The organism is Mucilaginibacter sediminis (genome assembly GCF_051903035.1).
GTDB lineage: Bacteria > Bacteroidota > Bacteroidia > Sphingobacteriales > Sphingobacteriaceae > Mucilaginibacter.
The window spans coordinates 602,431-626,270 of record NZ_CP170602.1 but is presented as its reverse complement, the minus strand read 5'-3'; the positions used below and the strand labels follow the sequence as shown (position 1 = coordinate 626,270).

General features: G+C 43.1%; 21 protein-coding genes. 16 read left to right on the top strand and 5 right to left on the bottom strand.

Annotation, left to right across the window (positions count from 1 at the left end):
- The first annotated feature begins 162 nt into the window (after nucleotides 1-162).
- The 10 genes from ACFGVS_RS02345 (at nucleotide 163) to ACFGVS_RS02300 (ending at nucleotide 9,592) form a co-directional block, all read left to right on the top strand.
- The gene (locus ACFGVS_RS02345) at nucleotides 163-1,020 is read left to right on the top strand and encodes an SPFH domain-containing protein (protein WP_090649890.1); all 858 of its coding nucleotides are present in this window, start codon (nucleotides 163-165) and stop codon (nucleotides 1,018-1,020) included.
- Nucleotides 1,021-1,024: 4 nt separating this feature from the next.
- A complete protein-coding gene (locus ACFGVS_RS02340; RefSeq protein WP_274208496.1) occupies nucleotides 1,025-1,558 on the top strand; it encodes a hypothetical protein in 534 nt (177 codons plus the stop codon).
- A 1-nt stretch (nucleotide 1,559) separates the two neighbouring features.
- On the top strand, nucleotides 1,560-1,724 hold the full coding sequence (locus ACFGVS_RS02335) for a ribbon-helix-helix domain-containing protein (RefSeq protein ID WP_274208497.1): 165 nt from the start codon (nucleotides 1,560-1,562) through the stop codon (nucleotides 1,722-1,724).
- Complete coding sequence (locus tag ACFGVS_RS02330) at nucleotides 1,724-2,245, top strand: hypothetical protein (protein ID WP_274208498.1); 522 nt, start codon at nucleotides 1,724-1,726, stop codon at nucleotides 2,243-2,245. The genes ACFGVS_RS02335 and ACFGVS_RS02330 overlap by 1 nt, the downstream gene beginning before the upstream one ends.
- A gap of 77 nt (nucleotides 2,246-2,322) precedes the next feature.
- Nucleotides 2,323-3,501, top strand: coding sequence for an acetyl-CoA C-acyltransferase (locus tag ACFGVS_RS02325; RefSeq protein WP_439697281.1), 1,179 nt, complete (start codon nucleotides 2,323-2,325; stop codon nucleotides 3,499-3,501).
- 138 nt (nucleotides 3,502-3,639) lie between these two features.
- Entirely contained in the window at nucleotides 3,640-4,566 is a 927-nt protein-coding gene (locus tag ACFGVS_RS02320; protein ID WP_439697280.1) for a hypothetical protein, read from the top strand.
- 129 nt (nucleotides 4,567-4,695) lie between these two features.
- The gene (locus ACFGVS_RS02315) at nucleotides 4,696-6,192 is read left to right on the top strand and encodes a POT-type proton-dependent oligopeptide transporter (RefSeq protein WP_439697279.1); all 1,497 of its coding nucleotides are present in this window, start codon (nucleotides 4,696-4,698) and stop codon (nucleotides 6,190-6,192) included.
- 49 nt (nucleotides 6,193-6,241) lie between these two features.
- Entirely contained in the window at nucleotides 6,242-6,973 is a 732-nt protein-coding gene (locus tag ACFGVS_RS02310) for a polyprenol monophosphomannose synthase (protein ID WP_090649874.1), read from the top strand.
- A 257-nt stretch (nucleotides 6,974-7,230) separates the two neighbouring features.
- A complete protein-coding gene (ruvB, locus tag ACFGVS_RS02305) occupies nucleotides 7,231-8,253 on the top strand; it encodes a Holliday junction branch migration DNA helicase RuvB (protein ID WP_090650437.1) in 1,023 nt (340 codons plus the stop codon).
- A 112-nt stretch (nucleotides 8,254-8,365) separates the two neighbouring features.
- Complete coding sequence (locus ACFGVS_RS02300) at nucleotides 8,366-9,592, top strand: Gfo/Idh/MocA family protein (RefSeq protein WP_439697278.1); 1,227 nt, start codon at nucleotides 8,366-8,368, stop codon at nucleotides 9,590-9,592.
- Between the two features lie 57 nt (nucleotides 9,593-9,649).
- Here ACFGVS_RS02300 and ispE read toward each other — a convergent pair whose 3' ends face one another.
- Complete coding sequence (ispE, locus tag ACFGVS_RS02295) at nucleotides 9,650-10,450, bottom strand: 4-(cytidine 5'-diphospho)-2-C-methyl-D-erythritol kinase (RefSeq protein WP_439697277.1); 801 nt, start codon at nucleotides 10,448-10,450, stop codon at nucleotides 9,650-9,652.
- Nucleotides 10,451-10,945: 495 nt separating this feature from the next.
- On the opposite strand from ispE, the gene ACFGVS_RS02290 reads away from it, so the two are divergent.
- The 6 genes from ACFGVS_RS02290 (at nucleotide 10,946) to ACFGVS_RS02265 (ending at nucleotide 18,441) form a co-directional block, all read left to right on the top strand.
- Complete coding sequence (locus ACFGVS_RS02290; protein ID WP_274208505.1) at nucleotides 10,946-11,767, top strand: thymidylate synthase; 822 nt, start codon at nucleotides 10,946-10,948, stop codon at nucleotides 11,765-11,767.
- 93 nt (nucleotides 11,768-11,860) lie between these two features.
- Nucleotides 11,861-12,049, top strand: a complete 189-nt coding sequence (locus tag ACFGVS_RS02285) for a hypothetical protein (protein ID WP_147052422.1) — start codon at nucleotides 11,861-11,863, stop codon at nucleotides 12,047-12,049.
- A 226-nt stretch (nucleotides 12,050-12,275) separates the two neighbouring features.
- Nucleotides 12,276-12,758: a dihydrofolate reductase gene (locus tag ACFGVS_RS02280; RefSeq protein WP_439697276.1), complete on the top strand. Its 483-nt coding sequence runs from the start codon at nucleotides 12,276-12,278 to the stop codon at nucleotides 12,756-12,758.
- A gap of 115 nt (nucleotides 12,759-12,873) precedes the next feature.
- The gene (gene secDF / locus ACFGVS_RS02275) at nucleotides 12,874-15,867 is read left to right on the top strand and encodes a protein translocase subunit SecDF (RefSeq protein ID WP_439697275.1); all 2,994 of its coding nucleotides are present in this window, start codon (nucleotides 12,874-12,876) and stop codon (nucleotides 15,865-15,867) included.
- Between the two features lie 263 nt (nucleotides 15,868-16,130).
- Nucleotides 16,131-17,444, top strand: coding sequence for an NAD(P)/FAD-dependent oxidoreductase (locus ACFGVS_RS02270; RefSeq protein ID WP_274208509.1), 1,314 nt, complete (start codon nucleotides 16,131-16,133; stop codon nucleotides 17,442-17,444).
- A gap of 145 nt (nucleotides 17,445-17,589) precedes the next feature.
- On the top strand, nucleotides 17,590-18,441 hold the full coding sequence (locus tag ACFGVS_RS02265; RefSeq protein ID WP_274208510.1) for a hydroxymethylglutaryl-CoA lyase: 852 nt from the start codon (nucleotides 17,590-17,592) through the stop codon (nucleotides 18,439-18,441).
- Nucleotides 18,442-18,665: 224 nt separating this feature from the next.
- Here the strand turns inward: ACFGVS_RS02265 and ACFGVS_RS02260 are convergent, their stop codons facing one another.
- The 4 genes from ACFGVS_RS02260 to ACFGVS_RS02245 form a co-directional block, all read right to left on the bottom strand.
- Entirely contained in the window at nucleotides 18,666-19,883 is a 1,218-nt protein-coding gene (locus ACFGVS_RS02260) for an ROK family protein (RefSeq protein WP_274208511.1), read from the bottom strand.
- A 703-nt stretch (nucleotides 19,884-20,586) separates the two neighbouring features.
- Nucleotides 20,587-21,402, bottom strand: coding sequence for a class I SAM-dependent methyltransferase (locus tag ACFGVS_RS02255; RefSeq protein WP_439697274.1), 816 nt, complete (start codon nucleotides 21,400-21,402; stop codon nucleotides 20,587-20,589).
- Nucleotides 21,399-22,871, bottom strand: coding sequence for a B12-binding domain-containing radical SAM protein (locus ACFGVS_RS02250; RefSeq protein WP_439697273.1), 1,473 nt, complete (start codon nucleotides 22,869-22,871; stop codon nucleotides 21,399-21,401). The genes ACFGVS_RS02255 and ACFGVS_RS02250 overlap by 4 nt, the downstream gene beginning before the upstream one ends.
- A 121-nt stretch (nucleotides 22,872-22,992) precedes the next feature.
- The gene (locus tag ACFGVS_RS02245; protein WP_439697272.1) at nucleotides 22,993-23,739 is read right to left on the bottom strand and encodes a class I SAM-dependent methyltransferase; all 747 of its coding nucleotides are present in this window, start codon (nucleotides 23,737-23,739) and stop codon (nucleotides 22,993-22,995) included.
- Nucleotides 23,740-23,840 lie beyond the last annotated feature (101 nt).

Below are 23,840 nucleotides of genomic sequence, written 5' to 3'. Positions count from 1 at the left end.
TGTTACATTAATTTTCATCGTTAACCGAGCTCGATACAGCTTTGTTAAATTGATATTCCGTCGTTAATCCTCGGACTGTTAATTATTTGCCTGTTTTTTTTGATTTTTTGATTTTAATTCTGATATCTTTGTGATATCATTTTAAAATCAAAATAAATCACCATGGACTCCGAAAAAACCATCAACCCACCATCTGGCTTTGCAGCTTTTGCCTTACTGCTTGTTGTATTGGCCGTAGCTGCCGTTTGCTTATTTATTGGCGAAGAGCCAATAGGTTCCATATTAGGTATACTGGGTTTTATTTTTATACTGCCCGGGCTGGTTATAGTAAACCCCAACGAATCAAAAGTGCTTACCCTTTTTGGTAAATATGTGGGTACCGTAAAAAAAGACGGCTTTTTTTGGGTAAACCCTTTTACCGTAAAAAGAAAAGTTTCGTTAAGGGCATTTAACCTTAACGGGCAGCAATTAAAAGTAAACGACAGCATTGGCAATCCTATTGAAATTGCTGCTGTTATTGTGTGGCAGATAAAGGACACTGCCAGCGCCGTATTCGCGGTCGAAAATTATATCCAGTATGTAAACATACAAAGCGAAGCTGCCGTAAGGCACCTGGCCAATTCGTTCCCTTATGATAACCTGGAGGACGAAACCGCCACCATTACCTTACGCGGAGGTGCCGAGCAGGTAAGCCTTTTGCTGGAAAAAGAATTAAATGAAAGGCTCGATCGCGCCGGTATTGAAGTATTGGAAGCAAGGATATCGCACCTGGCCTACGCGCCGGAGATTGCACACTCCATGTTACAGGTACAACAGGCTTCGGCCATTATTGCCGCCCGCAGGCTAATTGTTGAAGGTGCTGTAGGGATGGTGGAGATGGCGCTGAATAAACTATCAGAAAAAAACATAGTGGAACTTGACGAAGAAAAGAAGGCGGCCATGGTTAGCAACCTGCTGGTTGTGCTATGCGGCGACAGGAGCGTTAACCCCGTTGTAAACACAGGCACGTTATATCATTAATAACATGGAGCAATTTAGAAGTTTTGACCAGCTACGCACCAACCAGCTTATCATCATCAGGAATGGCTTTTTCAGGCCGTCCTTTGAGCTTAGCGACGGGCAGTTCAGCTATGGCAAACTAAGCTACGGCAACATCTGGAAAACCACGATGATATTGGAATCGGCACAAAAAACGTGGATCATAAAACGCAAGGCCATTTTTAGCCGCACTTTATTGATAAAGGATGTTAACGAAATAGAATTGGGAGCTATAACCCCCGAGATATTATCCCGTAAGGTAAAACTGAGCATGAACAATGGTTTTGAAGCTGTGTATGCCTACAAGAAGATTTTTACCCGCACGTTTAGCTTAACAAACGATCAATATGGCGACATTTTAAGTGTAAAAACAGCTGTGTGGGGCTTTAAAAAGCCATTTGAAGTATCGATAGACCTGGATAAGCTGAAAAGCATTCCCGATATGCCGTTGCTGGTACTTTTGGGGGTAAATTTAATTTTGATAAAACAAGCGCAGGCCGCCGCCGCGGCGGGGAGTTGATATGGCTGAGAAAAAGGCATTTGTATTACGCATTAATCCCGATGTATTAAAGGAACTGGAAGCCTGGGCTGCCGAAGAATTCAGAAGCACCAACGGGCAAATAGAATACCTGATGCAACAGGCACTGCTTACACGTAAAAAAGGGGCGAAGAAGAAAAAGGAGTAATGGAATTTCAAAAAATAAAAGATCGCAAGACTTTATATTTAATCAGACAAGATTTGTTTAATGGCGAATATGTTTTAACAGATCACCAGAATAATTTTGGTAAATTAACTTACGACGGCCTGGCGCGGGAAACAGCAGAAATAGGTTCATATTATGGCGACTGGAGATTAGGTTATGATTTTGAACCATTCGGAAACGCTCAGATCATGATTTACGATAACACCGATTTGTTTTTGGGGGAAATAATTGTTGGTTATAACTACCTGCATCAACCACCATCGTTAGCTATGACAGATGGATTTACAGCTATTTTTTCGAAAGCTGATATATCGTCGAATACTTATCAATGGAAATCAAATATTTCAGGCGTTTTGATTCATATAAAAAATGCCCTATTTTCCATGACAAACACTATTACTGTTATTGATGATGATATTACCGAAGAGAAAATCACGTTACTTAGTTTTCTTGCGCAGCATCTTTTGATTCTTAAAGGCAGAAGAAAGCAGAGTTCTTACTAAACTATTATTATGCATGCATAGCTTTCAACTCTCCTCAAAATAACTAAATTTGCCCAACCAATTTTAATGAGGGACACATGAAAGAAGTAGTAATAATAGCCGCCACCCGTACGCCTATAGGTAGTTTCGGTGGTAGCTTAGCCACTATAGGCGCCACGCAACTTGGGGCGCTGGTTATCAAATCGGCAGTTGAAAAGGCCGGGTTAAAGCCAGATCAGATACAAGAAGTTTATATGGGTAATGTAATGTCGGCCAATTTAGGCCAGGCGCCGGCTACCCAGGCAGCTATATTTGCCGGCCTACCCTATTTACCTGCCACTACGGTTAATAAAGTTTGCGCCTCGGGCATGAAAGCTATTATGCTTGCTGCACAAAGCATAGACCTTGGCCAAAACGACATTGTGGTTGCCGGGGGAATGGAGAGCATGAGCAACGTACCCTATTACCTGGATAAAGCCCGCAACGGCTATCGCTTAGGCAACGGGCAAATTATTGATGGCCTGGTAAAAGATGGCCTTTGGGATGTATATAATGATTACCACATGGGCTCGGCAGCCGAACTTTGCGCCGTTGATTGTAACATCAGCCGCGAAGACCAGGATGCATTTGCCATTGAATCATACAATCGCGCACAAAAAGCCCAGGCAGCTGGCAAGTTCAAGGATGAAATAAGCCCTGTTGAACTAAAAGATAAAAAAGGCGATGTCACGATGTTTACAGATGACGAGGAACCTAAAGCCGTTAAGTTTGACAAAATCCCTTCATTAAAGCCCGTATTTAAAAAAGATGGCACTGTAACGGCTGCCAATGCATCAACACTAAATGATGGCGCGGCGGCTTTGGTATTAATGAGCCGCGAAAAAGCTGATGAACTGGGCATTAAACCACTTGCCCGTATTGTATCTTATGCCGATGCACAGCAGGCGCCGGAATGGTTTACCACCGCCCCATCAAAAGCCATCCCATTGGCATTACACAAAGCTGGTTTGTCATCAGATCAAATTGATTTTTTTGAGATAAACGAGGCATTCTCTGTTGTAGCCATCGCCAACAATCAATTGTTAAAGCTCGACCCTGCAAAAGTTAACGTAAACGGCGGTGCTGTTTCATTAGGGCATCCCCTCGGGGCATCGGGTGCACGAATCATTGTTACACTAATTAACGTATTACAACAAAACCACGGCAAATTTGGGGCCGCCGGAATTTGTAACGGCGGCGGCGGCGCCAGCGCAATGGTTATCGAAAATTTACGTTAGTTATTCAAATCCAAATCATTGCAAGGCAGGGATCAATCCCCTATTTTGGAGCGGTTATGCAAATCGTCGATTCTTAGCGCCGGCAATGACGGATATTATAAAATATAATTATATTTAGAATAAAATTACCCCGGCATCGTGATTAAAAAGCTTTTAACATCCCTCGTATCCATCCTGCTTTGTATCCATACCTATGCCCAGCACTCTGACGAGAACGCGCATATTAAACAGCTAAAACTTTACGAAGACACCCTAAAAAACTTAGGTAAAACCTTCATTAACGACGAAAACGACCTCGCACGTAAAAACGCCAACTATAAATTTATTAAAACGATGGTGAGCGCCTTAAAAACGCCCAACTCGTTCCTGTATCATTTTGATTCTGTTAAAACCATCAGCATCATCAACTCGCCCGATAACCGGTTCCGTATTTTTACATGGCCTATTATGAACGAGGATGGCAGCTACCGTTTTTACGGCACCATACAAATGAATACCGGAGGCTTTTTAAAAATGTACCCTTTAGAAGATTACTCGCCTTTTTTTAAGGCCCCCGAGGATTCTGTTGTTAACAACCGTAAATGGCTGGGCGCGCAATATTATAAAATAGTGCCTGTTTATGCCGCCAAAACCTACTACATTTTGTTAGGCTGGAAGGGCAACACGGTAAAATCGACCAAGAAAGTAATTGACGTGCTTTCATTTAATGATGCCGGGCCGGTATTTGGCATGCCGGTATTTGATGGCAACGGCAAAACCCGCAAACGTGTAGTATTTGAGTATGCCCGCCAGGCCTCTATGCTGCTAAGGTATGTACCCGAACAAAACCTTATTGTGTTTGACCACCTCGCCCCGCCTGATGCCAAAGAAAAAAACAAACCCGAAACCTTTGGACCCGACCTAACTTACGATGGCTATAAATTAAAGAATGGCCGTTGGGTGTATGTTGAACAGCTGGATATGCGCAACGTGCCTGATAATACCAGCAATACCGTCGATCCTCAGTATATCGACCCCAAAAAACAAGCGCTACGCGATAAAAAACTTGTTCCAACATCACATTAATTTTAGAATTATAGCCACCTTACCGGCTAATAATCAAAACAATCCACAGATAGCTTGTAACACTTTCGGTATAAAATTTTGATTTAAAAGATTTATACTACTTTAGCAAAACTTTAAGTTGACAAATAAATGCAGGAAAAAACAGCAGCACAATCACGATCGATAGGTAAAATTCCAAGGGCAGTACCATTTATTATAGGCAATGAATTTGCAGAGCGTTTCAGTTTTTACGGAATGCGGAGTATCCTGGCTGTTTTTTTAGTTCACCAGTTTTTCAGCCATGAAAATTCGGTTGAAGCCAATGCCCACTCCAACAGTATCAACCACATGTTTTCTACCCTGGTTTATGCTACCCCCCTGCTCGGCGCTATCCTTGCCGACTGGTTTTTTGGCAAGTACCGCGTTATCCTCATTGGGTCGCTTATTTATACCATCGGGCACTTCCTTTTATCAATGTTTGATACCAACCTGGCCGGCTTCCAAACCGGCTTAATTATTATAGCATTTTCTGCAGGCGCCATCAAATCGTGTGTATCTGCCAATGTTGGCGACCAGTTTGACCATAGCAACCAGCACCTCATGAGTACCATTTACAGCTGGTTTTACTTCAGTATCAATGCAGGATCTATGGTTAGTTTGTTCCTGATCCCTTTAATTTACGATAAATTTGGCGCCGCCTGGGCATTTGGTGTACCGGGCATATTAATGGCTCTGGCTACCCTGATATTCTTCTCGGGTAGTAAAAGTTATGTAAAGCTACCCGCAAAAGGTATTAATAAAGATAATTTTGTATCGGTAAGCTTTTACGCGCTGATGTGTAAATTGAGCCCAAAAGCGCCCGGAACAGCATGGGAACAAGCAGAAGCTAAATACGGATATGATAAAGTTGATGGCATTAAAGCCGTTTGGCGTATCATGGCTGTATTTGCTTTTATCCCTGTATTTTGGTCGTTATGGGATATGAACAGTGCCGAATGGGTGTTACAATCTGTTCACCTCGATTTAAACTTAGGTGTTTTTGGATGGAAGATTTTGCCATCTCAAATACAAACAGTAAACGCTGTTTTCCTGTTGGCAATGATACCCCTTTTCAATTTCTTTTTGTATCCGCTGGCCACAAAACTTGGGTTAAAGTTAACCCCGCTTCGTAAAATAGGCTTTGGTTTACTGGTTACGGCTGGCAGCTTTTTAATCATTGCATTATTGCAGGAAAAGGTTGATAAAGGGCTGCATCCTTCCGTTTGGTGGCAAATTTTCGCTTACGCGATATTATCAGCTGGCGAGGTATTGGTTTCATTAGTTGGGCTGGAATATGCGTATACCCAATCGCCTGTATCTATGAAAAGTACCATGACTGCTATCTGGTATTTTACTTATTCGGTAGGTTCATTCTTCAACACCATTGTTAACAACAGCATCGCAAACCATGGTTATTTCGCCCGTTTTACCGGTGCATCTTTCTTTTGGCTTTTCACGGGCATCTGTCTTGGCTTTTTTGTGGTATTCCTTTTTGTAAGCCCAAGATTAAAGGAAAAAGCTTATTTGGTAGATGAGGTATTGGCAAAAGGACTGGATATTCACGACGATAAAGTAACTCCAATTCATCCTGATAACCCGATTGTATAATAAAATCCGTTGTTTTGTGTTTTATTTCATCAAACATCAGAAATAGCGCGTGCCAGATAGTATTATAATTATACCTACTTATAACGAGAAGGAGAATATTGAGCGGATGATCCGCAAAATATTTTCCCTTCCGCATGATTTTCATTTGCTTATCATCGATGACGGATCGCCGGATGGTACCTCCACCATTGTAAAAAATTTAATGAACGTATATCCCGAGCAGCTTTTTATAGTAGAGCGGGCGGGAAAACAGGGCTTAGGCACTGCCTATATCCACGGTTTTAAATGGGCTATTGAGCGCCATTACGACTATATTTTTGAAATGGATGCTGATTTTTCGCACAATCCCGACGATTTGCTAAAGCTGCGGCAAGCCTGTATTGACGGTGCCGATGCTGCTATCGGCTCGCGCTACAGCACAGGGGTAAACGTGGTAAACTGGCCTATGAGCCGTGTACTGATGAGTTATTTTGCATCGGTATACGTTCGTTTTATTACCGGGATAGACGTTGCCGATTCGACAGCCGGATTTATGTGCTACAAACGTAAGGTATTGGAAACCATCGAGCTTGATAAAATAAAATTTGTAGGCTACGCCTTCCAGATCGAGATGAAATACACTACCGTTAAACACGGCTTTAAACTGGTAGAAGTACCTATTATATTCATCAACCGCACCCTTGGCACATCCAAAATGTCGTCGGGCATATTTGGCGAAGCTATTTTTGGTGTAATAAAAATGAAACTCAACAGCATTTTCAGGAAATACCCGGAGGGATGATCTTGAGGTGAAAGGTGAAAGGTGAAAGGTGAAAGGTGAAAGGTGAAAGGTGAAAGGTGAAAGGTGAAAGGTGAAAGGTGAACAACCAAGGCAAAACCCAATGCTTCGTTTTTTAAGCTTCACGCTATTAAACGGCGCTGCCCGCCTTTGAGCTTTTATCTGTCGGCTACTATAAAACAAACCTTTGACCTTTCACGTTTAGCCTTTCACCTAAAAATTCTTTCGCTTTCAGCTAAAAAAAGCTAATTTCGTTGGTAATGAACGAGCACCTTGATCCGGCACCGGAACGCCTCAGCAATACCGAGCGTGATATCGAAAAAGTTTTACGCCCGCAACAGTTTGAGGATTTTACCGGTCAGCATAAAATATTAGCTAACTTAAAAATATTTGTACAGGCAGCCCGGCAGCGTGGCGAGGCGCTTGATCACGTGTTGCTGCACGGCCCTCCGGGACTGGGCAAAACCACGCTATCGCACATCATCGCCAACGAAATGAGCGTAGGCATCAAAATAACATCGGGCCCTGTACTGGATAAACCTGGCGATCTTGCGGGCCTGCTTACCAACCTGGAAACAGGCGATATTCTTTTCATTGACGAGATACACCGTTTAAGCCCCCTGGTTGAAGAGTATTTATACTCGGCAATGGAAGACTTTAAGATAGATATTATGCTGGAAAGCGGCCCTAACGCCCGCTCGGTACAAATATCACTTAACCCATTCACCCTGGTAGGGGCCACCACCCGTTCGGGCCTGCTTACCGCGCCTTTAAGGGCCCGGTTTGGTATTAATGCCCGGCTGGAGTATTATGATGCCAAACTGCTTACCACTATTGTACTGCGGTCATCATCCATACTTAAAACGCCTATTACCGATGAGGGGGCTTATGAAATTGCCCGCCGCAGTCGCGGTACGCCCCGTATAGCCAATGCGCTGTTGCGCCGCACACGCGATTTTGCGCAGATAAAAGGCGACGGTAATATTGATACCTCCATAGCCAAATATGCCCTTAATGCCCTTAATGTTGATGAGCATGGCCTGGATGAAATGGACAATAAAATATTAAGCACCATTATTGATAAATTTAAAGGCGGCCCCGTTGGGTTAAAAACCATAGCGACTGCCGTTGGTGAAGATGAGGGTACCATTGAAGAAGTTTACGAACCATTTTTAATACAGGAAGGCTTTTTAATGCGCACAGCCCGCGGCCGCGAGTGCACCGAGAGCGCTTATAAACACTTGGGCAAAATAAAACTTGGGGGCAACCCATCGTTATTTTAATTTCAGATCTTCACCTTCGGAGTTTGATTGGAGGTGAAGCTAAAGTCTCCCCTTCCGGGGGAGATTTAGAGGGGGCTTTAATAAGTTTGTGAACAATTTTCTATCTACTACTATGAAAACATATTTTAAACACGGGGCTAAATTATTTTTAACCCTGCTTTTTGTTAGTTGCGCAGGTATTACCCTGGCGCAAACAACCATTCCCACTCCTACTACACCTATGGTGCCCAATAAGCCCGAAGCCTTGCCTCCAGATACAGCAAAAAAGCTTGGAAAGGATACCACATTAATAAAAAAGGACACCGTCCCGGTGAAAAAAATAGCCACCGGGCCAAAAGTGGGCATAGCCGGCCTAAACCACGACCATATACACCTGATCCTAAACGAATACCGCAACGGCAACGTTAATATTGTTGGCATTGCCGAACCCGATAAAAAACTGTGGGCCAAATATGGCAAAATGTATGGCGTACCCGATTCGTTGTTTTTTGAAGATTTAAAAACCATGTGCCTGGCCCGCAAACCAGTAATAGTTTTAGGTTACAATGCGGTTGGCAAACATATAGATGTGGTAGAAACCTGCGCACCGCTGCACATTTCGGTAATGGTTGAGAAGCCTTTGGCCGCCACGCTTGAACAAGCCCGGCGTATGGAGTTCCTGGCGCTTAAATATTACATCAACCTGCTTACCAATTATGAAACTACCTGGTACCCATCGGTACAAGATGCTTATAATACTGTACGGGCAGATAGTGTGGGAATGATCCGTAAAATGGTGTTTCATGATGGCCACCAGGGTCCGCGCGAGATTGGCTGCAGCGAAGATTTTTTGAGCTGGCTAACAGATCCCATACTTAACGGCGCCGGTGCACTAAACGATTTTGGCTGCTATGGCGCCAACATGATGACCTGGCTGATGCAGGGGCAAAGGCCAATAGCAGTTACTGCGGTGGCCAGGCATTACAAACCATCGGTATACCCTAAGGTTGAAGACGATGCCACCATTATTGTTGAATACCCTAACGCCACCGGCATGATAGAAGCATCATGGAACTGGCCATACGGCATCAAAGACATGGAGATATTTGGCGCCAAAGGCTATATCCACACCTTTGATAAAGATAGCGTTGAAGTAAGAGTTAACAACAGTGTGCGCAGCTTTAAAGCACCGGCTTTGCCCGCGCCAACCGATGCGCCTGTGCCCTATTTTACTGCCGCGCTTAAAAACCCCGTTAAATCGCATAACGACCGGTCATCATTAAGATATAATATGATAGTGATGCAGATATTGGATGCAGCCAAAAGATCGATAAAAGAAGGCAGGCGAATAGTACTTTAAAAGGTATAGATAGGAATCAAGAGTCAGAAAAAAAACCTTGATTCCTATCTATTTAAATCATAAATAAAACACTTCATTATCCGCCTCTAAAAACCCCAGATCAGGCGTCTGGTCAAATATTCCAAATACCGAGGCCCCGCTGCCACTCATGCTGGCGTAAATTGCACCAGCCTCATAAAGGGCCGCTTTAACGCCGCGAATCTCGATATGATTTTTAAAAATGGAGGTTTCAAAATCGTTTTTGATGTGTTTTTTCCATTCGGTAATGGGTTCGGTAATTAGCTCCAGCAGGGAATCTTTAACCGGGGTTGGTTTTATGCCGTTGAAGGCCTCTGAAGTAGAAATATGAATATCGGGCATTACCAGTACAATTTTGTAAGCTGATAAGTCGAGTTTTATTGTTTCAAATTCGTCTCCCCGCTCAAACGCGAACACCGGTTTGTTTTCAATAAAAAAAGCACAATCGGCGCCCAGGCGGCGGGCATAGCCTGTCATTTCATCTACCGACAGGCAAAGGTTAAACCGCTCGTTCATCAACCTGATAAAAAAAGCGGCATCTGCCGAGCCGCCGCCCAATCCGGCCCCTATCGGAATGTTTTTATGCAGATGAATGCTTACGGGCGGTAAATCGAAATCTTTTTTAAGCATGTGATATCCTTTTACACAAAGGTTATCTTCTATTCTGCCCGGAATATCAAGTCCGGATGAAGTAAAACTAAGTTCATCACTCACAACCACTTCCAGCGCATCTTTAATGTTAACAGGATAAAAAATGGTTTCCAGGTTATGGTAACCATCCGGGCGGCGTTCGGTAATATTAAGGCCTATGTTTATTTTTGCGTTGGGAAAAAGGATCATATTTTTAGTGAGTGGTTGATTGGGTTGATTAGGCGAGTGGTTGATTAAGTTGATTAAGTTGATTAAGTTGATTAAGTTGATTAAGTTGATTAAGTTGATTAAGTTGATTAAGTTGATTAAGTTGATTAAGTTGCCAAGACAATTAACCCCGATCTTGTTTTGTAGTTTTCAAAGATTTTTTTACCCCTCATCTAACTTAATCAACCACTCACCTAATCAACCAACCGCAGCAAAGTTATCATCTTCCTATTGATTCGGAATGATTAACAAACGTGTATTTTTACACATATTTAGGATAGTTAACACAGATTATTTTTCTTTGTGGTTGGTTCATTGGTTTACTGGTTCATTAGTTCATTGGTAGCACAGCGTTTAATTTGCATGGTTGATTTTTAAATAGCCATTTTTTTAACCCGATTATACCAAACGAACGCCACAGCAAACCACCAGACAAGACCAATGAACTAATGAACCACTGAACTAATGAACTAAAAAATGAAACAGTATCTCGATTTGATGAAGCATGTATTGGAAACCGGCGCGCAAAAGCACGACAGGACGGGTACCGGTACAGTAAGTGTGTTTGGCTACCAGATGCGTTTCAACCTTAAAGATGGTTTCCCGATGGTGACCACTAAAAAGCTGCACCTTAAATCAATCATCCATGAATTGATCTGGTTTTTAAGCGGCGATAGCAATATCCGTTACCTGAAAGAAAACGGTGTACGCATTTGGGACGAATGGGCGGATGCCGACGGCAACCTTGGCCCTGTATACGGTGTGCAATGGCGAAGCTGGCCAACACCTGATGGCGGCCATATTGACCAAATAGCCCAGGTAGTTAACCAAATTAAAAACAACCCGGATTCGCGCCGCATGATTGTTTCTGCATGGAACGTAGCAGAAGTAAACCAGATGGCTTTGCCACCTTGCCATAGCCTGTTCCAGTTTTATGTGGAGCCCGCTGATAAAGCGAAAGGCGAAACTAAAGGAAAATTATCCTGCCAGTTATACCAGCGCAGTGCCGATATATTTTTAGGTGTACCTTTCAACATCGCATCATACGCCCTGCTCACCATGATGGTAGCACAGGTATGCGACCTGGATTATGGCGATTTTATCCACACTCTTGGCGATGCCCACCTGTACAACAATCACCTGGAACAGGTTAACCTGCAATTGAGCCGCGAACCCCGCCCGCTGCCAACTATGAAAATTAACCCGGATGTGAAGGATATTTTCAGCTTTAAATTTGAAGACTTCACGTTGGAAAATTATGACCCGCATCCGCATATTAAGGGTGTGGTGGCGGTATAGTCATTGGTCATTGGTCATTGGTCATTGGTGAGAATTTTTGAGGCGTGGGATTGTTTGGATGGATTGAGAAATTAAAAATTTGTAGATTTGACTATGACTGCGGTTCAGATAAAAGAAGAAATACAAAAAGCATTGAATGATATGCCAGAAACGGCATTAGCCGATGTTTTAAATTTTGTGAAGCAATTTCAAACACATCCGTTTGATCAATCAACCCTCGATAATAATTTAAAAAAGATCATGAGCGAGGATAAAGGTTTATTGGAGCGCTTAGCCAAATGATAATGTCTGAATCAGGATTTTCAAAATTTAAATAATTCTCAGAATTTGCTGACCTGTATGACGCGTGCAACGAAATATAAATAAATTTCCTAAACTACCGTCATTGCGAGGTACGAAGCAACCCAGAACTATGTGGGACTTAACGTATCGAGGATTGCTTCGTACCTCGCAATGACGATTTTATAATTATCTGGTTCATCTGATGAACCGGTGAACAAATGAACTAATGATTACATCTATCATAGTGGCTATCGCCAAAAACCGTGCAATAGGCAAAGACAATAAATTACTTTGGTATTTACCAAACGACCTGAAGCATTTTAAAGAGGTTACCACCGGGCATACCGTTATCATGGGCCGCAAAACATTCGATTCGGTGGGTAAACCGCTACCAAAACGGCGCAACATTGTAATTACCCGCCAGGATATCAGCATTGAAGGGTGCGAAGTTGTAAAATCAATTGAAGCGGCATTAGCGCTTTGTGCCGGGGAGGATGAAGTATTTATTGTAGGTGGTGCCGAAATTTACAGGCAGGCCATCCCGCTAACAGGCCGCATATATCTCACCATAATTGACCAGGAATTTGAAGGAGATACCTTTTTTCCTGAGTTAAACACAGAGGACTGGCAGGAAACGCAACGTGAAAATTTTGAGCCTGATGACAAAAACAAGTATAGCTATTCGTTTATCACACTGGAACGTCGCTAACATTTTTTGTCATCAATTTGTTTTAATTTAAAATTTTCTGCTTGCGAAATTTTATTAGATTTGCCGTCTTATTAAAAATAGCTTATAAACTAATTAATTACATATTACAAATTCGATGCAAGGTAAAGGGGTTATTAAATTTTTCGCCATTCTGCTGGCAGTTGTGTGTATCTACCAGCTGTCTTTTACATGGGTGGCCCAAAAAGTTGAGAGTGATGCCAAGGCATACGCAAAGGGGAATGCTGAAAAAGAGAAGGCTTACCTGGACTCAATGTCTACACAACCGGTATATCCGATATTCAAACACACTTACGCTTTTGTATTGCAAAGGGAACTTGCATTAGGTTTGGACCTTAAAGGTGGTATGAACGTTACGATGCAGATACAGCTTGATGAGCTGGTACGCAAAATTGCGAACGACAACCCCGATGCAACATTCAACCAGGCTTTGGCAAACGCCGATAAACTTCAGGCTGACGCTAAAACCAGCCAGAAAGATTATATCGCGCTGTTTGTAAGCGAGTATGAGAAATTGAATCCGGATGGTAAGCTGGCCGCTATCTTTTCAACAAAAGATAACCAGGACCACTTAAAGTTCAACGCCACCAACAGCGAAGTTGAAGCTTATCTGAGGGATTTGGCCAGCACCGCCGTAAAACAATCGTTCACGGTTTTAAATACCCGTATCAACCAGTTTGGCGTAACCCAGCCTAACATTCAGTTAGAGGCAAGTTCAAACCGCATCCTAATTGAGCTGCCTGGTGTTAAAGAACCAGATCGCGTTCGTAAACTGTTATCAGGAACTGCAAAGCTGGAATTTTATCAAACATTTGATAATAGTGAAGCTTACCAAACCATTATAGCCGTTGATAACCTGCTTGGTGCCAAAAACAAAACTGCCGCTAAAGCCGATTCGACAAAAACACCATCTACAGCAACCGCCGCCGCTAAAACCGATACTGCTAAAAAAGCAGGATCGTTGTTAAGCAAGGTTCAAAAAAGTGCTGAAAAAGATACTTCGGCAAATGCTTTGGCCGGCAAATCGCAATTAGCTGCGCAACATCCGTTATTGTCTGTAATGTCGTTAAACCTATATCCAGGTCAAAACGGTCAGCAGCAATTAGGTATCGGTCCTGTTGTTGGTTATGCTTTGTTAAAAGATACCGCCAAGGTTAATAGCTATCTGCATAGCAAACTTGCCCAATCAGCTATCCCACGCAACATGAAATTCCTTTGGGATGTAAAGCCGATGAAGGATGCTAAACAAAAAGCTTTTGCTTTGTACGCCATTAAATTAAGCGGCGCCGAAAACGGCCCGGTACTTTCTGGTGCTGTAATTACCGATGCAAGAGCCGATGTTAACCAAAAAGGCAGCCCTGAGGTTGTAATGATCATGAACTCGGAAGGTGCCCAAAAATGGCGTGCCGTTACTGCCGAGGCGGCAGCTGCAACTAACAAGCGAGCTATTGCCATTGTACTGGATGATAACGTATACTCGGCCCCTAACGTTCAAAACGAAATTTCGGGTGGTGTATCATCCATTGAAGGTAGCTTTACACAGGAAGATACGAGGGATTTGGCCAACGTGTTAAAGGCCGGTCGTTTACCTGCTCCTGCACACATCGTATCCGAAGATGTTGTAGGTCCATCGTTAGGTAAACAAGCTATCGCCGCCAGTTTGCTATCATGCGTACTGGGTTTGGTAGTAGTACTTGTTTTCATGATTGCTTACTATAACCGTGCAGGTACTGTTGCGGTGGTTGCGGTTATCATCAACATATTTTTCCTGATGGGTGTTTTAACCAGCTTGGGTGCGGTGTTAACCGTACCTGGTGTAGCGGGTATCGTACTTACCTTAGGTATAGCGGTAGATGCCAACGTGTTGGTGTACGAGCGTGTACGTGAAGAGCTTGCTTTGGGTAAATCATTAAAAATAGCTATAGCCGATGGTTTCAAACACGCGCTGCCGTCTATTCTTGATTCACAGATCAGTACGTTCCTTACCGGTTTAATCCTGTTCATCTTCGGTTCGGGCCCTATCCAGGGTTTTGCAACTACCTTGATGATTGGTATTATCACTTCACTGTTTTGTTCGCTGTTAATCTCAAGGGTTATATTTGAGTGGATGCTTGAAAAAGGCTGGGATATTAAATTCAGCAACCCATGGAGTTCACATACCTTCAAAAATGCTAACTACGCGTTTGTTAAAAATCGCTTCAAGTTTTACATTTTCTCAGGTACGTTTATAATTGCCGGTATTATTTCGATATTTGTGCGTGGCTTTAGCTACGGTGTTGATTTTGAGGGCGGCCGTAACTTTATAATTACGTTCCCTAATAAAAACATAACAACCGAACAAATTCACAGCGTTGTTGATCCATCTTTATTAGGTCGCGGTACCGAGGTTAAAACTGTAAATGCCGATAAAATCAGCATCACTACAAATTACCTTATCCAGCAAAATACCCCTGCGGTTGATGTACAGGTAAGAAAAACGTTGATTGAAGCACTGGCAACCAAACCAGAAACTAAAATAAGCGATAGCGATATCCAGGGGCAATCAAAAGTGAGTGCTACCATTGCCGAGGAATTAAAAACATCGGCTGTTTACACAGTATTGATAGCCATCCTCGTGATCTCGGCATACATCTTTATCCGTTTCCGTAAATGGCAGTTTAGCTTGGGCGCGATGGTTGCAACAGCGCATGATGCATTGCTGGTATTATCCTTCTTCTCGTTATTCAATGGCATATTACCATTCTCGCTGGATATCGACCAGGCGTTCATCGCCGCTATCTTAACGGTAATCGGTTACTCTATTAACGATACCGTAGTGGTGTTTGACAGGATCCGCGAGTTCCTTGACCATAAAACAAAAGATGAACAAACGGAAGATGTTATTAACCGCGCTATCAACAGTACATTAAGCCGTACCATTATTACCGCATTAACGGTAATCTTCGTACTGATTGTGTTGTTTATATTTGGTGGCGATGTTATCAAAGGCTTCTCGTTCGCATTATTAATCGGGGTTATTTTCGGTACATACTCGTCTATCTGCGTGGCAACACCGGTGATAGTTGACTTTGGAAAAAAAGACCTGAAATAAAATAATCTGACATTATTTAAAAGGCTCCAAAGAACATTTGGGGCCTTTTTTTTAGCCCTACCCCAACCAAAAAAGGCCGACGGATGGGGTTGCAGATTGGTTACAATGAAGTATAATTGCATCATAAAACAATAACAAACATTGCCATCGGCATGGGTATTGTGCTGTTGGCTATAAAATAGACAGACGCCCCTTCGCGTCTGCCAAAACAGACAGAAGTGCAAAGCTTGCACTTTAAAACAGGAACACAAATAACCCCTCACATGAACACATCAGATAGTTCAAAATTCCCTTTAGTAGTAATAGTTGGTGGTGGCTTTGGCGGCTTGCAGGTAGCCAAAAAACTGGCAGATAAGCCTGTTGACGTGCTGATGCTTGATAAGCATAATTACCACACTTTTCAACCATTGTTATACCAGGTAGCCATGGGAGGCCTGGAATCCGAATCGATCGCCTTCTCCCTGCGTAAAAACTTTTCGGGCCAAAAAAATTTCCGTTTCAGAATAGCCGAGGTATTAAAGGTAAATGCCGAAAACAATACCATTGATACCACCATTGGCCCGATAGCTTATGATTACCTCGTGATTGCCACCGGATCAACCACCAACTTTTTTGGCAATCACGATATCGAAAAGTTTTCGATGCCGATGAAGTCAATCCCGGAGGCATTAAACTTACGATACTCTGTACTCCAGAACATTGAAGAAGCCCTGCTTAAAACATCTAAAGATGAGCGCGAAGCACTGCTCACGTTTGTGTTGGTAGGTGCCGGCCCTACCGGCGTTGAGCTTTCGGGCTCATTAGCCGAACTGCGAAACCATGTGCTGACCAAAGATTATCCCGAACTTAAAAAAGAGGATATGAAGGTTTACCTGGTAGATTTTTTGCCAAAGGTGCTGGGGCCATTCTCGGATCAAGCGTCAAATGCGGCCAAAGATTTCCTTACCAAAATGGGCGTAGAAGTATTGTTAGGTGTAAAGGTAGAAAGCTATGACGGTAAGGAGATAAAATTTGAGGGTGGCAAAACCATCCGCACCAAAAACGTGATCTGGAGCGCCGGGGTTATGGGCGTGGTACCCGAAGGCATCGAAAAAGGCAATATTGAACGTGGTAACAGGATAAAGGTTGACAACATTTGCCGCATGGTGGGTACCGAAAACATCTTCGCCATTGGCGATGTGGCAGCCATGATAACCGACGAAACCCCTAAAGGACATCCCGGTGTGGCACAGGTAGCTATACAAATGGGTGCGCATGTGGGCAAAACCATTATGCAGCTCATTAACCATGAGCCTACCACTCCGTTTAAATATTTCGACAAAGGATCGTTAGCTACCATTGGCCGCAACAAGGCCGTCGCCGATTTAGGTAAGATCAGGTTCCAGGGATTTTTTGCATGGCTGGTTTGGATGTTTGTGCACCTGATATCGCTTTTGGGTGGCCGTAACAAGGTAATTGTTTTCATCAACTGGGTATCCAGCTATATTAACTACAACGGCGGCACCAGGCTCATTATCCGCAAGTTTGAACGTGAAGGACTAACCAACGAACAGCATTTGCCGGAGACGGTAGATTAGTGAGTGGTGAATTGTGAGTGGTGAATTGTGAGTGGTGAATGGGCGAGTTGATAATTATTAATAAAAGTTTTAAGCTTGCATATAAAAGGGCAAATTTAACAATCAATTAACTACTCACTGCTCACCATTCACAACTCACCAATCAATGACTATAAAAATAACTGAGTGCCCCCGCGATGCTATGCAGGGGATAGTGCATTTTATCCCTACCGATGTAAAGGCAGCTTATATCAACCTGCTCTTGCAGGTGGGCTTTGATACTATTGATTTCGGAAGTTTTGTGTCGGCAAAAGCCATTCCGCAATTACAGGACACTGCCGAGGTGTTAAGTAAATTAGATTTAAGCAATACACAGTCAAAACTATTGGCCATTATTGCCAATTACCGTGGTGCCGAGGAAGCTACAAAGCACCCGGAAATAACTTACCTGGGCTATCCGTTTTCAATTTCAGAAACATTTCAGCTACGCAATACCAATACTACCCTATCCCAGGCTTTCGACAATGTAAAACGGATGCAGGAATTATCCGTAGCCAGTAATAAAAAACTGCTTGTTTACCTATCTATGGGGTTTGGTAACCCCTACGGCGACGAATGGAACACCGGCATTATTCATGAATGGACAAAAAAACTGGTAAAAGAAGGAATTAATAACATAGCCCTGGCCGATACTATCGGCATTTCGGAAGCTGACCAGATCAGGAGCATTTATCCCGAACTCTGCCTGGCATTTCCAAATGCCGAATTCGGCATCCACCTGCACAGCACACCTGATACCTGGCAACCCAAAATAGAAGCTGCTTACCAAAGCGGCTGCAAAAGGTTTGACACTGCCATTAAAGGCTACGGCGGCTGCCCCATGGCCGCAGATGACCTTACAGGCAACATTGCTACCGAAAACCTAATAGGATACCTTGAAAGCAAAAAAGAGCCCACAGGGCTTAATATGGACAAATTCCGGGAAGCAATGGAATATTCGGGGAGGGTGTTCTTGTAGATGTGCAGATTTCAGATGTGCAGGTGTGCAGATGAAAAAGCGATGATTTTAGATGTTGGGCGTTGCCTGCGGCCCGGGTCATCCGCTCATACGTGCACATGGCCTTAGGCGCAGGCCTGTATCCGCTGCTACCCCTAACGCTTAATTTCCGAATCGCAAGAACATTTAGTATTTTCCGATATACAAATCTAACATCTGCACATTTGAAATCTGAAATCTGCACATCAGGCAACAGCCTTCGCCACTTTTGCCTTCACGGATTTATCAAAATTTTCCATCACCAATACTGCGGCGCCAATCAGTTCGGCATCAAAGCCGAGTTCGGATACCAGTAATTCGGTACCGGCAGATAAACGGGGGATACAGTATTTGTGCAGGGCCTGTTGTATGGGCGCCATCAATATTTTGGCAACTTTTGCTCCGCGGCCGCTTAGTACGATAATAGCCGGGTTCATGATATGGATAAGGATAGCCAGGGCCTTCCCTATTTTGTAACCGGCATCTGATAACAATTCTATGGCAAACTGGTCGCCGTTATTGGCAGCATCCAGCAGGGCATCGCCCATAAGTTTGGAGTGATCGTTGGTATTGTGTTTTAAACTGGTTATACGGCCCTGCTGAATACCTTCTATGGCTTTACGGGCCACCACCAGCATTGATGCTTCGGCCTCCAGGCAACCGCGTTTACCGCACTCGCATAATGAGCCATCTTCCGATAGCGGGATATGGCTTAATTCACCCGCAAAACCAGTATGGCCGCGGAACAATTTCCCGTTCACAATCATCCCTAAACCAATACCCCAGCCCAGGTTAATTACCATTACTTCGGTTTGCGCCTTTGCTATACCAAACTTTTGCTCGGCAAGCGCTATCAGGCTCGAATCGTTATCAATATAGGTGGTAATACCGGTATGTTCGGTAAGGTAAGCGGTAAGGCTGCCGTTGGCGTCAAGGTAAGTATAATTAATGCCTTGGGTTACATTGATAAAGCCAGGCATACCGATACCGATGCCCGCAATTTTGCCCTTGGCTACACCCGATGTTTTGATGTAGCTATTAATCTGGTTAGTAAGTATGGTTAACGCATTGGGGTTGTTGAGCAGTTTAAGCTCAAACGTAAGCATATCGGCCACAGGGCTGTTTTGCAAATCGAACAGCTGGATGCGTGCGGTAAGCTGATCGAGTGCGACGGCCAGTATATACATGGCGTTGGCCTTAACAGAATACATGAGCGGGCGGCGGCCACCGCTTGAAGGGGCGTAACCATGCTCAACCACGAAGCCTTCATGCATCAGTTCATTGATGGCCTTGGCTATTGACGGAATGCTTTTATCAAACAAGTCGCTCAGTCCGGCACATGACATCGCTTTATTAAAATAAAGTCTTTTGATGATCATATTTTTGAGCTGACTGCCCTTCACACCTTTATTTTCGAGTTCCATTCAACAATATAAGAGTTAAAGTTTTTAAAAGGCTACGCCTAAGTAATTAAAGTTTATAAAATTATAAATAAAGTACAATATAACAACTGTATTTATTACGGTTTTTAACAGCCTGGTTAATTGGGTAAAAGTAATGAATTGATAATAAATAAATTAATTCTTATGATTTGTGGGGATCACCGGTTTAAATGTCCGGTAAACAATGGTGTCATCATTAAAACGTTTAACCTGTATAAAAGTTCGCAGGTTTATATCGCAATGAATTTATTGTTTTGGGCAGTTCTTAACGCAAATAAAATGGTTGACGGCTTGTGTGGGTAACACAGATACAGGTTGCCGATTAGTTTCTAAAGATATATTTATTGACACATCGGAGCTTGTTGAACACGAATCAGAGGCGTAGCCCCGGCCAATTTTGTAGCCGCGGGTTTTAACCCGCGGAAAAAAACGAAGAAAACGATGGAGAGGTTCGATCCATATGAGTAATGCGTATGTGTCGTTTTAACAAAATGAAAATACTTGGATTTACACCAAAATATGAGCCGTGCCGATGGCACTCTTTTCATGTTTTGGCCAATCATCCACGGGTTGAAACCCGTGGCTACAATATGTGTCGGGCCGATGGCCCTTAGGAAGAGAGTTATGTAGAAGTTAATTGAAATAGATCAACCCATACAAAGCTTAGTCGAGCCAATTAAAGTCATTATTTTTTCTCCAGCGAAATAATAAAGTAATCGCCGATATACTTCCAGGGCCAGGCGCTTTTTAGCCGGTCTTCTTTGCTGCTCAGGAATTTATATGCTTTAGGGTGCTTTTCGGCAAAACCCTCTATGTATGATGGTGGCACTATTGCACACAGGCCTTCAATACCTAATACTTTAAATGAATTTTGTAAAGTATTGATAATGAATGATGGCTTATAATAAAAACACTTAAAGTAAGCACCTTCAATATGGGCAGATCTTCCTTTGCTGCTAAAAAATCGCCGGAACGCGGTTTTGAACCGTCCTTTAAAAACAAGCAATGTTTCCCATAGGCAAAATGGCGATATGATAACTAACGTTACCTTACCGCCGGGTTTTAAAAGACTATCAAATGATAATAAAACTTTTTCCAGTTCACCAGTACAGTTCAGGCCGCCAAAGTTGGAAAAGATATGATCATACGGGCCTCTTTGTTTTAATTGATCCAGTTGGGTAAATGAGCAAATTTCGGTGCTTATACGGTTTTTATAGGGCATTGCTTTTTGCCGAAGCTCGTGTTGCATCCCTGTTGATATATCTGTAGCATGAACGCGATACCCTTGTTGGGCAAAAAAAATGGCATCCTCCCCTGTCCCGCTGTTCAATTCGAGTATGCTGCCCTCCGGTTTTAAATATTGAAGTACATGTTCCCTTACCCTTGCCCTTTTGTAATTGATAATGGTATTGCCCGAATAAATTTCGTCAAATACCGCAGATTGCCTGCTAAAGGCATCAGATGCGTTTGCTTCATTATTTACAAAGCTGATTTGGCTCATACCGTGTTCTCCAATTTTTGAAGTTTAAACCCTTCTATCAAAGTTGCCGGGGCATGGTAAATAAACGACGCGGCCTTCCTGATACGTTTTAAACTGGGTTTAAATGGATTTTTCAGGAGTTTTACCAGGCTGTTTTTGGCCAGGTGGGCATGGTAATTTTGATGCACGTAACGGTGTAATTGTTTATAATACGCAGCGCTAAACGTGTTGCTAAACATCAGCGCCATCTCGTCGGAGTCTGTCCAGTTTGTTTTTTGGCGCAGGTCGGCTTTTACTTTTTCATAAAATAAAGTCCCTGGCAATGGATACGATACAGATATCCCGATTTCATGAGGCAACAGGTTATTGATCATATTGATAGTAAGGGCGATATCATCTTTTGTTTCGCCGGGGTAGCCAAACTGAATAAAGAAGGATGGCCTGATGCCATGTTTTTTCATCAGTTTTGTGGCTGTCGCTATCTGTTCAATACTGGTGCCTTTATCCATCGCGTCCAGTATCTTTTGCGAACCGCTCTCGGCGCCTATCCATACATTTTCGCAGCCGGATGCGGCCAGCGCGGCCACATCTTCATCATCCAGCAACAAATCCGCCCGTGATTGGAGCTTGTACCTGAACTGTAGCCCCTCCGTTTTTACCAGTTGGGCAAACTGTTTTACCCAACCTGGTTTCAATCCAAAAATGTCGTCGCAAAACCAAATATGGTCCATGTTGAACATGGTTTTTAAAAGCTTAAGCTCGGCAATCACATTTTCGGCACTGCGCGAGTTGTAGCGGTTTCCATAAATCGGTTTAGCGCACCAGTTGCATTTAAAAGGGCAGCCACGGGTAGTACCAACGTTCATCGAGAAATATCCCGCATGTTTAAGCCAGCTTTCGCGGTAAGGGGTAATATCAACCAAATCCCAGGCGGGTAGCGGCAGTGTATCAAGGTCTTTGAGTACTGGCCTTGCAATGGTTTTAAAAGGCAGGCCGTTTTTGATATAGGCAAGTCCCTGTATTTGTGCAATATCTTCAATACCACTTTTGATGGCGTTGGTAAGTTCCAACAGTGTTTGTTCAGCCTCGCCTATGATTACAAAATCGGCGCCTTCGTTCAAATATTCCTTATAACGGTCTGTCGAGTCGGAACTGGAGACAATTACGATGCAACCATACTTTTTGGCCAGCTTGCACATTTTAAACGCGGCCTCGCGCATATTGGTGAGACACATTTTGGTGAGATAGTTGAACCCATCGTCATAAATCACAAAAAAACCGGGTTTATTTTGCGCTATGGCGGGCACAACATCATGCGCCGTATACGAAAACATGTTATCAAAAAACGACACATTGTAACCATGCATCCGCATATTGGATGCGGCATATAGTGTACCCAGCGGTGCGTACGGCTGCCCTATTGCCCATTGCTTGGGATCGAACCGTAAAAAGTAGGAATGAGTGAACAATATATTATTTAGCTGGTCCATAAAATTAAGATAGACGGGTTAATGGCGACAGGTTAAGCGAGCAAACAAGTTTTACTTTGGTAAGCTGCTTTTGATTTTCATTACCCTGAAAAGTTTGTAATACACTTTGGCTGTTCATTAGTCAGGATTTTATTTTTATCCAGTAAAAAACACTTTTTTTGAATATCCTATTAAAAAACGCAGTAGGATTAAACATTACCTTGTGCTTAAGATGCATTACCTGTTTCAAAGGATGATGAAAATAACACTGCGCCATTTCCGGAAAACCTATTGATGTAAAATAATCCATACTCCTTTCGGCTGCTGTTTCAACTTCACCCGAATGATAAAAATGGGTATCGAGTACATGTACCCGCCCGGTGGAGGTCAGCAAACCAAATGCATTATTCATAACTTCCTTAAGCGATGGAAAGTATTGGATGGATGCGGCAAAAATAATCACGTCAAATTTAATTCCTTCGTTAAACGCAGTGCCGCTGAACGGGGCATGGATAAATTTAAGGTTCCTTTTTTTAAAAACCCTATTGGCCTGCTCAATCTCTATCCTGTTAGGGTCTATCCCGGTTACTTTAGCTTTGGGGATGTCAGCGAGTTTCGCCGAAAGCCAGCCATTGCCGCAACCAACCTCCAGGATATCCAATGGGCCCCGTTGTTTTTTAAGGAAAGCGATTAGCTGTCCGGCAGAATGCTTTCTCATTTTCCATTCTTTATAATACCGGTGGCCGGAATCAACATCCGGCAGGCGCGTTACTTGTTTATCGCTATACAGCCTGCCTTCTTTATCGCGCACAGCAACGTACATGGCCTCAAATGCATCATTAGCTATCGGACTCTGGTTTATAGCAATATCGTTTCTTTCAGCGTTCAATTGTTATTGGGCTAAGTTTAAAATATAGTTTTGTACGCGGCGCCTGTATTGGTGCTTTTAGGGCTATAAAGTAATATCTTATTCATGTAGCATTCGCAGTT

Coding starts and splice junctions, on each gene's coding strand:
- ACFGVS_RS02340 (WP_274208496.1), top strand. CDS start 1,025: ATGGAGCAATTTAGAAGTTTTGACCAGCTACGCACCAACCAGCTTATC.
- ACFGVS_RS02315 (WP_439697279.1), top strand. CDS start 4,696: ATGCAGGAAAAAACAGCAGCACAATCACGATCGATAGGTAAAATTCCA.
- ACFGVS_RS02250 (WP_439697273.1), bottom strand. CDS start 22,871: ATGGACCAGCTAAATAATATATTGTTCACTCATTCCTACTTTTTACGG.
- ACFGVS_RS02325 (WP_439697281.1), top strand. CDS start 2,323: ATGAAAGAAGTAGTAATAATAGCCGCCACCCGTACGCCTATAGGTAGT.
- ACFGVS_RS02345 (WP_090649890.1), top strand. CDS start 163: ATGGACTCCGAAAAAACCATCAACCCACCATCTGGCTTTGCAGCTTTT.
- ACFGVS_RS02265 (WP_274208510.1), top strand. CDS start 17,590: ATGACTATAAAAATAACTGAGTGCCCCCGCGATGCTATGCAGGGGATA.
- ruvB (WP_090650437.1), top strand. CDS start 7,231: ATGAACGAGCACCTTGATCCGGCACCGGAACGCCTCAGCAATACCGAG.
- ispE (WP_439697277.1), bottom strand. CDS start 10,450: ATGATCCTTTTTCCCAACGCAAAAATAAACATAGGCCTTAATATTACC.
- ACFGVS_RS02280 (WP_439697276.1), top strand. CDS start 12,276: ATGATTACATCTATCATAGTGGCTATCGCCAAAAACCGTGCAATAGGC.
- ACFGVS_RS02260 (WP_274208511.1), bottom strand. CDS start 19,883: ATGGAACTCGAAAATAAAGGTGTGAAGGGCAGTCAGCTCAAAAATATG.
- ACFGVS_RS02300 (WP_439697278.1), top strand. CDS start 8,366: ATGAAAACATATTTTAAACACGGGGCTAAATTATTTTTAACCCTGCTT.
- secDF (WP_439697275.1), top strand. CDS start 12,874: ATGCAAGGTAAAGGGGTTATTAAATTTTTCGCCATTCTGCTGGCAGTT.
- ACFGVS_RS02255 (WP_439697274.1), bottom strand. CDS start 21,402: ATGAGCCAAATCAGCTTTGTAAATAATGAAGCAAACGCATCTGATGCC.
- ACFGVS_RS02330 (WP_274208498.1), top strand. CDS start 1,724: ATGGAATTTCAAAAAATAAAAGATCGCAAGACTTTATATTTAATCAGA.
- ACFGVS_RS02285 (WP_147052422.1), top strand. CDS start 11,861: ATGACTGCGGTTCAGATAAAAGAAGAAATACAAAAAGCATTGAATGAT.
- ACFGVS_RS02335 (WP_274208497.1), top strand. CDS start 1,560: ATGGCTGAGAAAAAGGCATTTGTATTACGCATTAATCCCGATGTATTA.
- ACFGVS_RS02290 (WP_274208505.1), top strand. CDS start 10,946: ATGAAACAGTATCTCGATTTGATGAAGCATGTATTGGAAACCGGCGCG.
- ACFGVS_RS02270 (WP_274208509.1), top strand. CDS start 16,131: ATGAACACATCAGATAGTTCAAAATTCCCTTTAGTAGTAATAGTTGGT.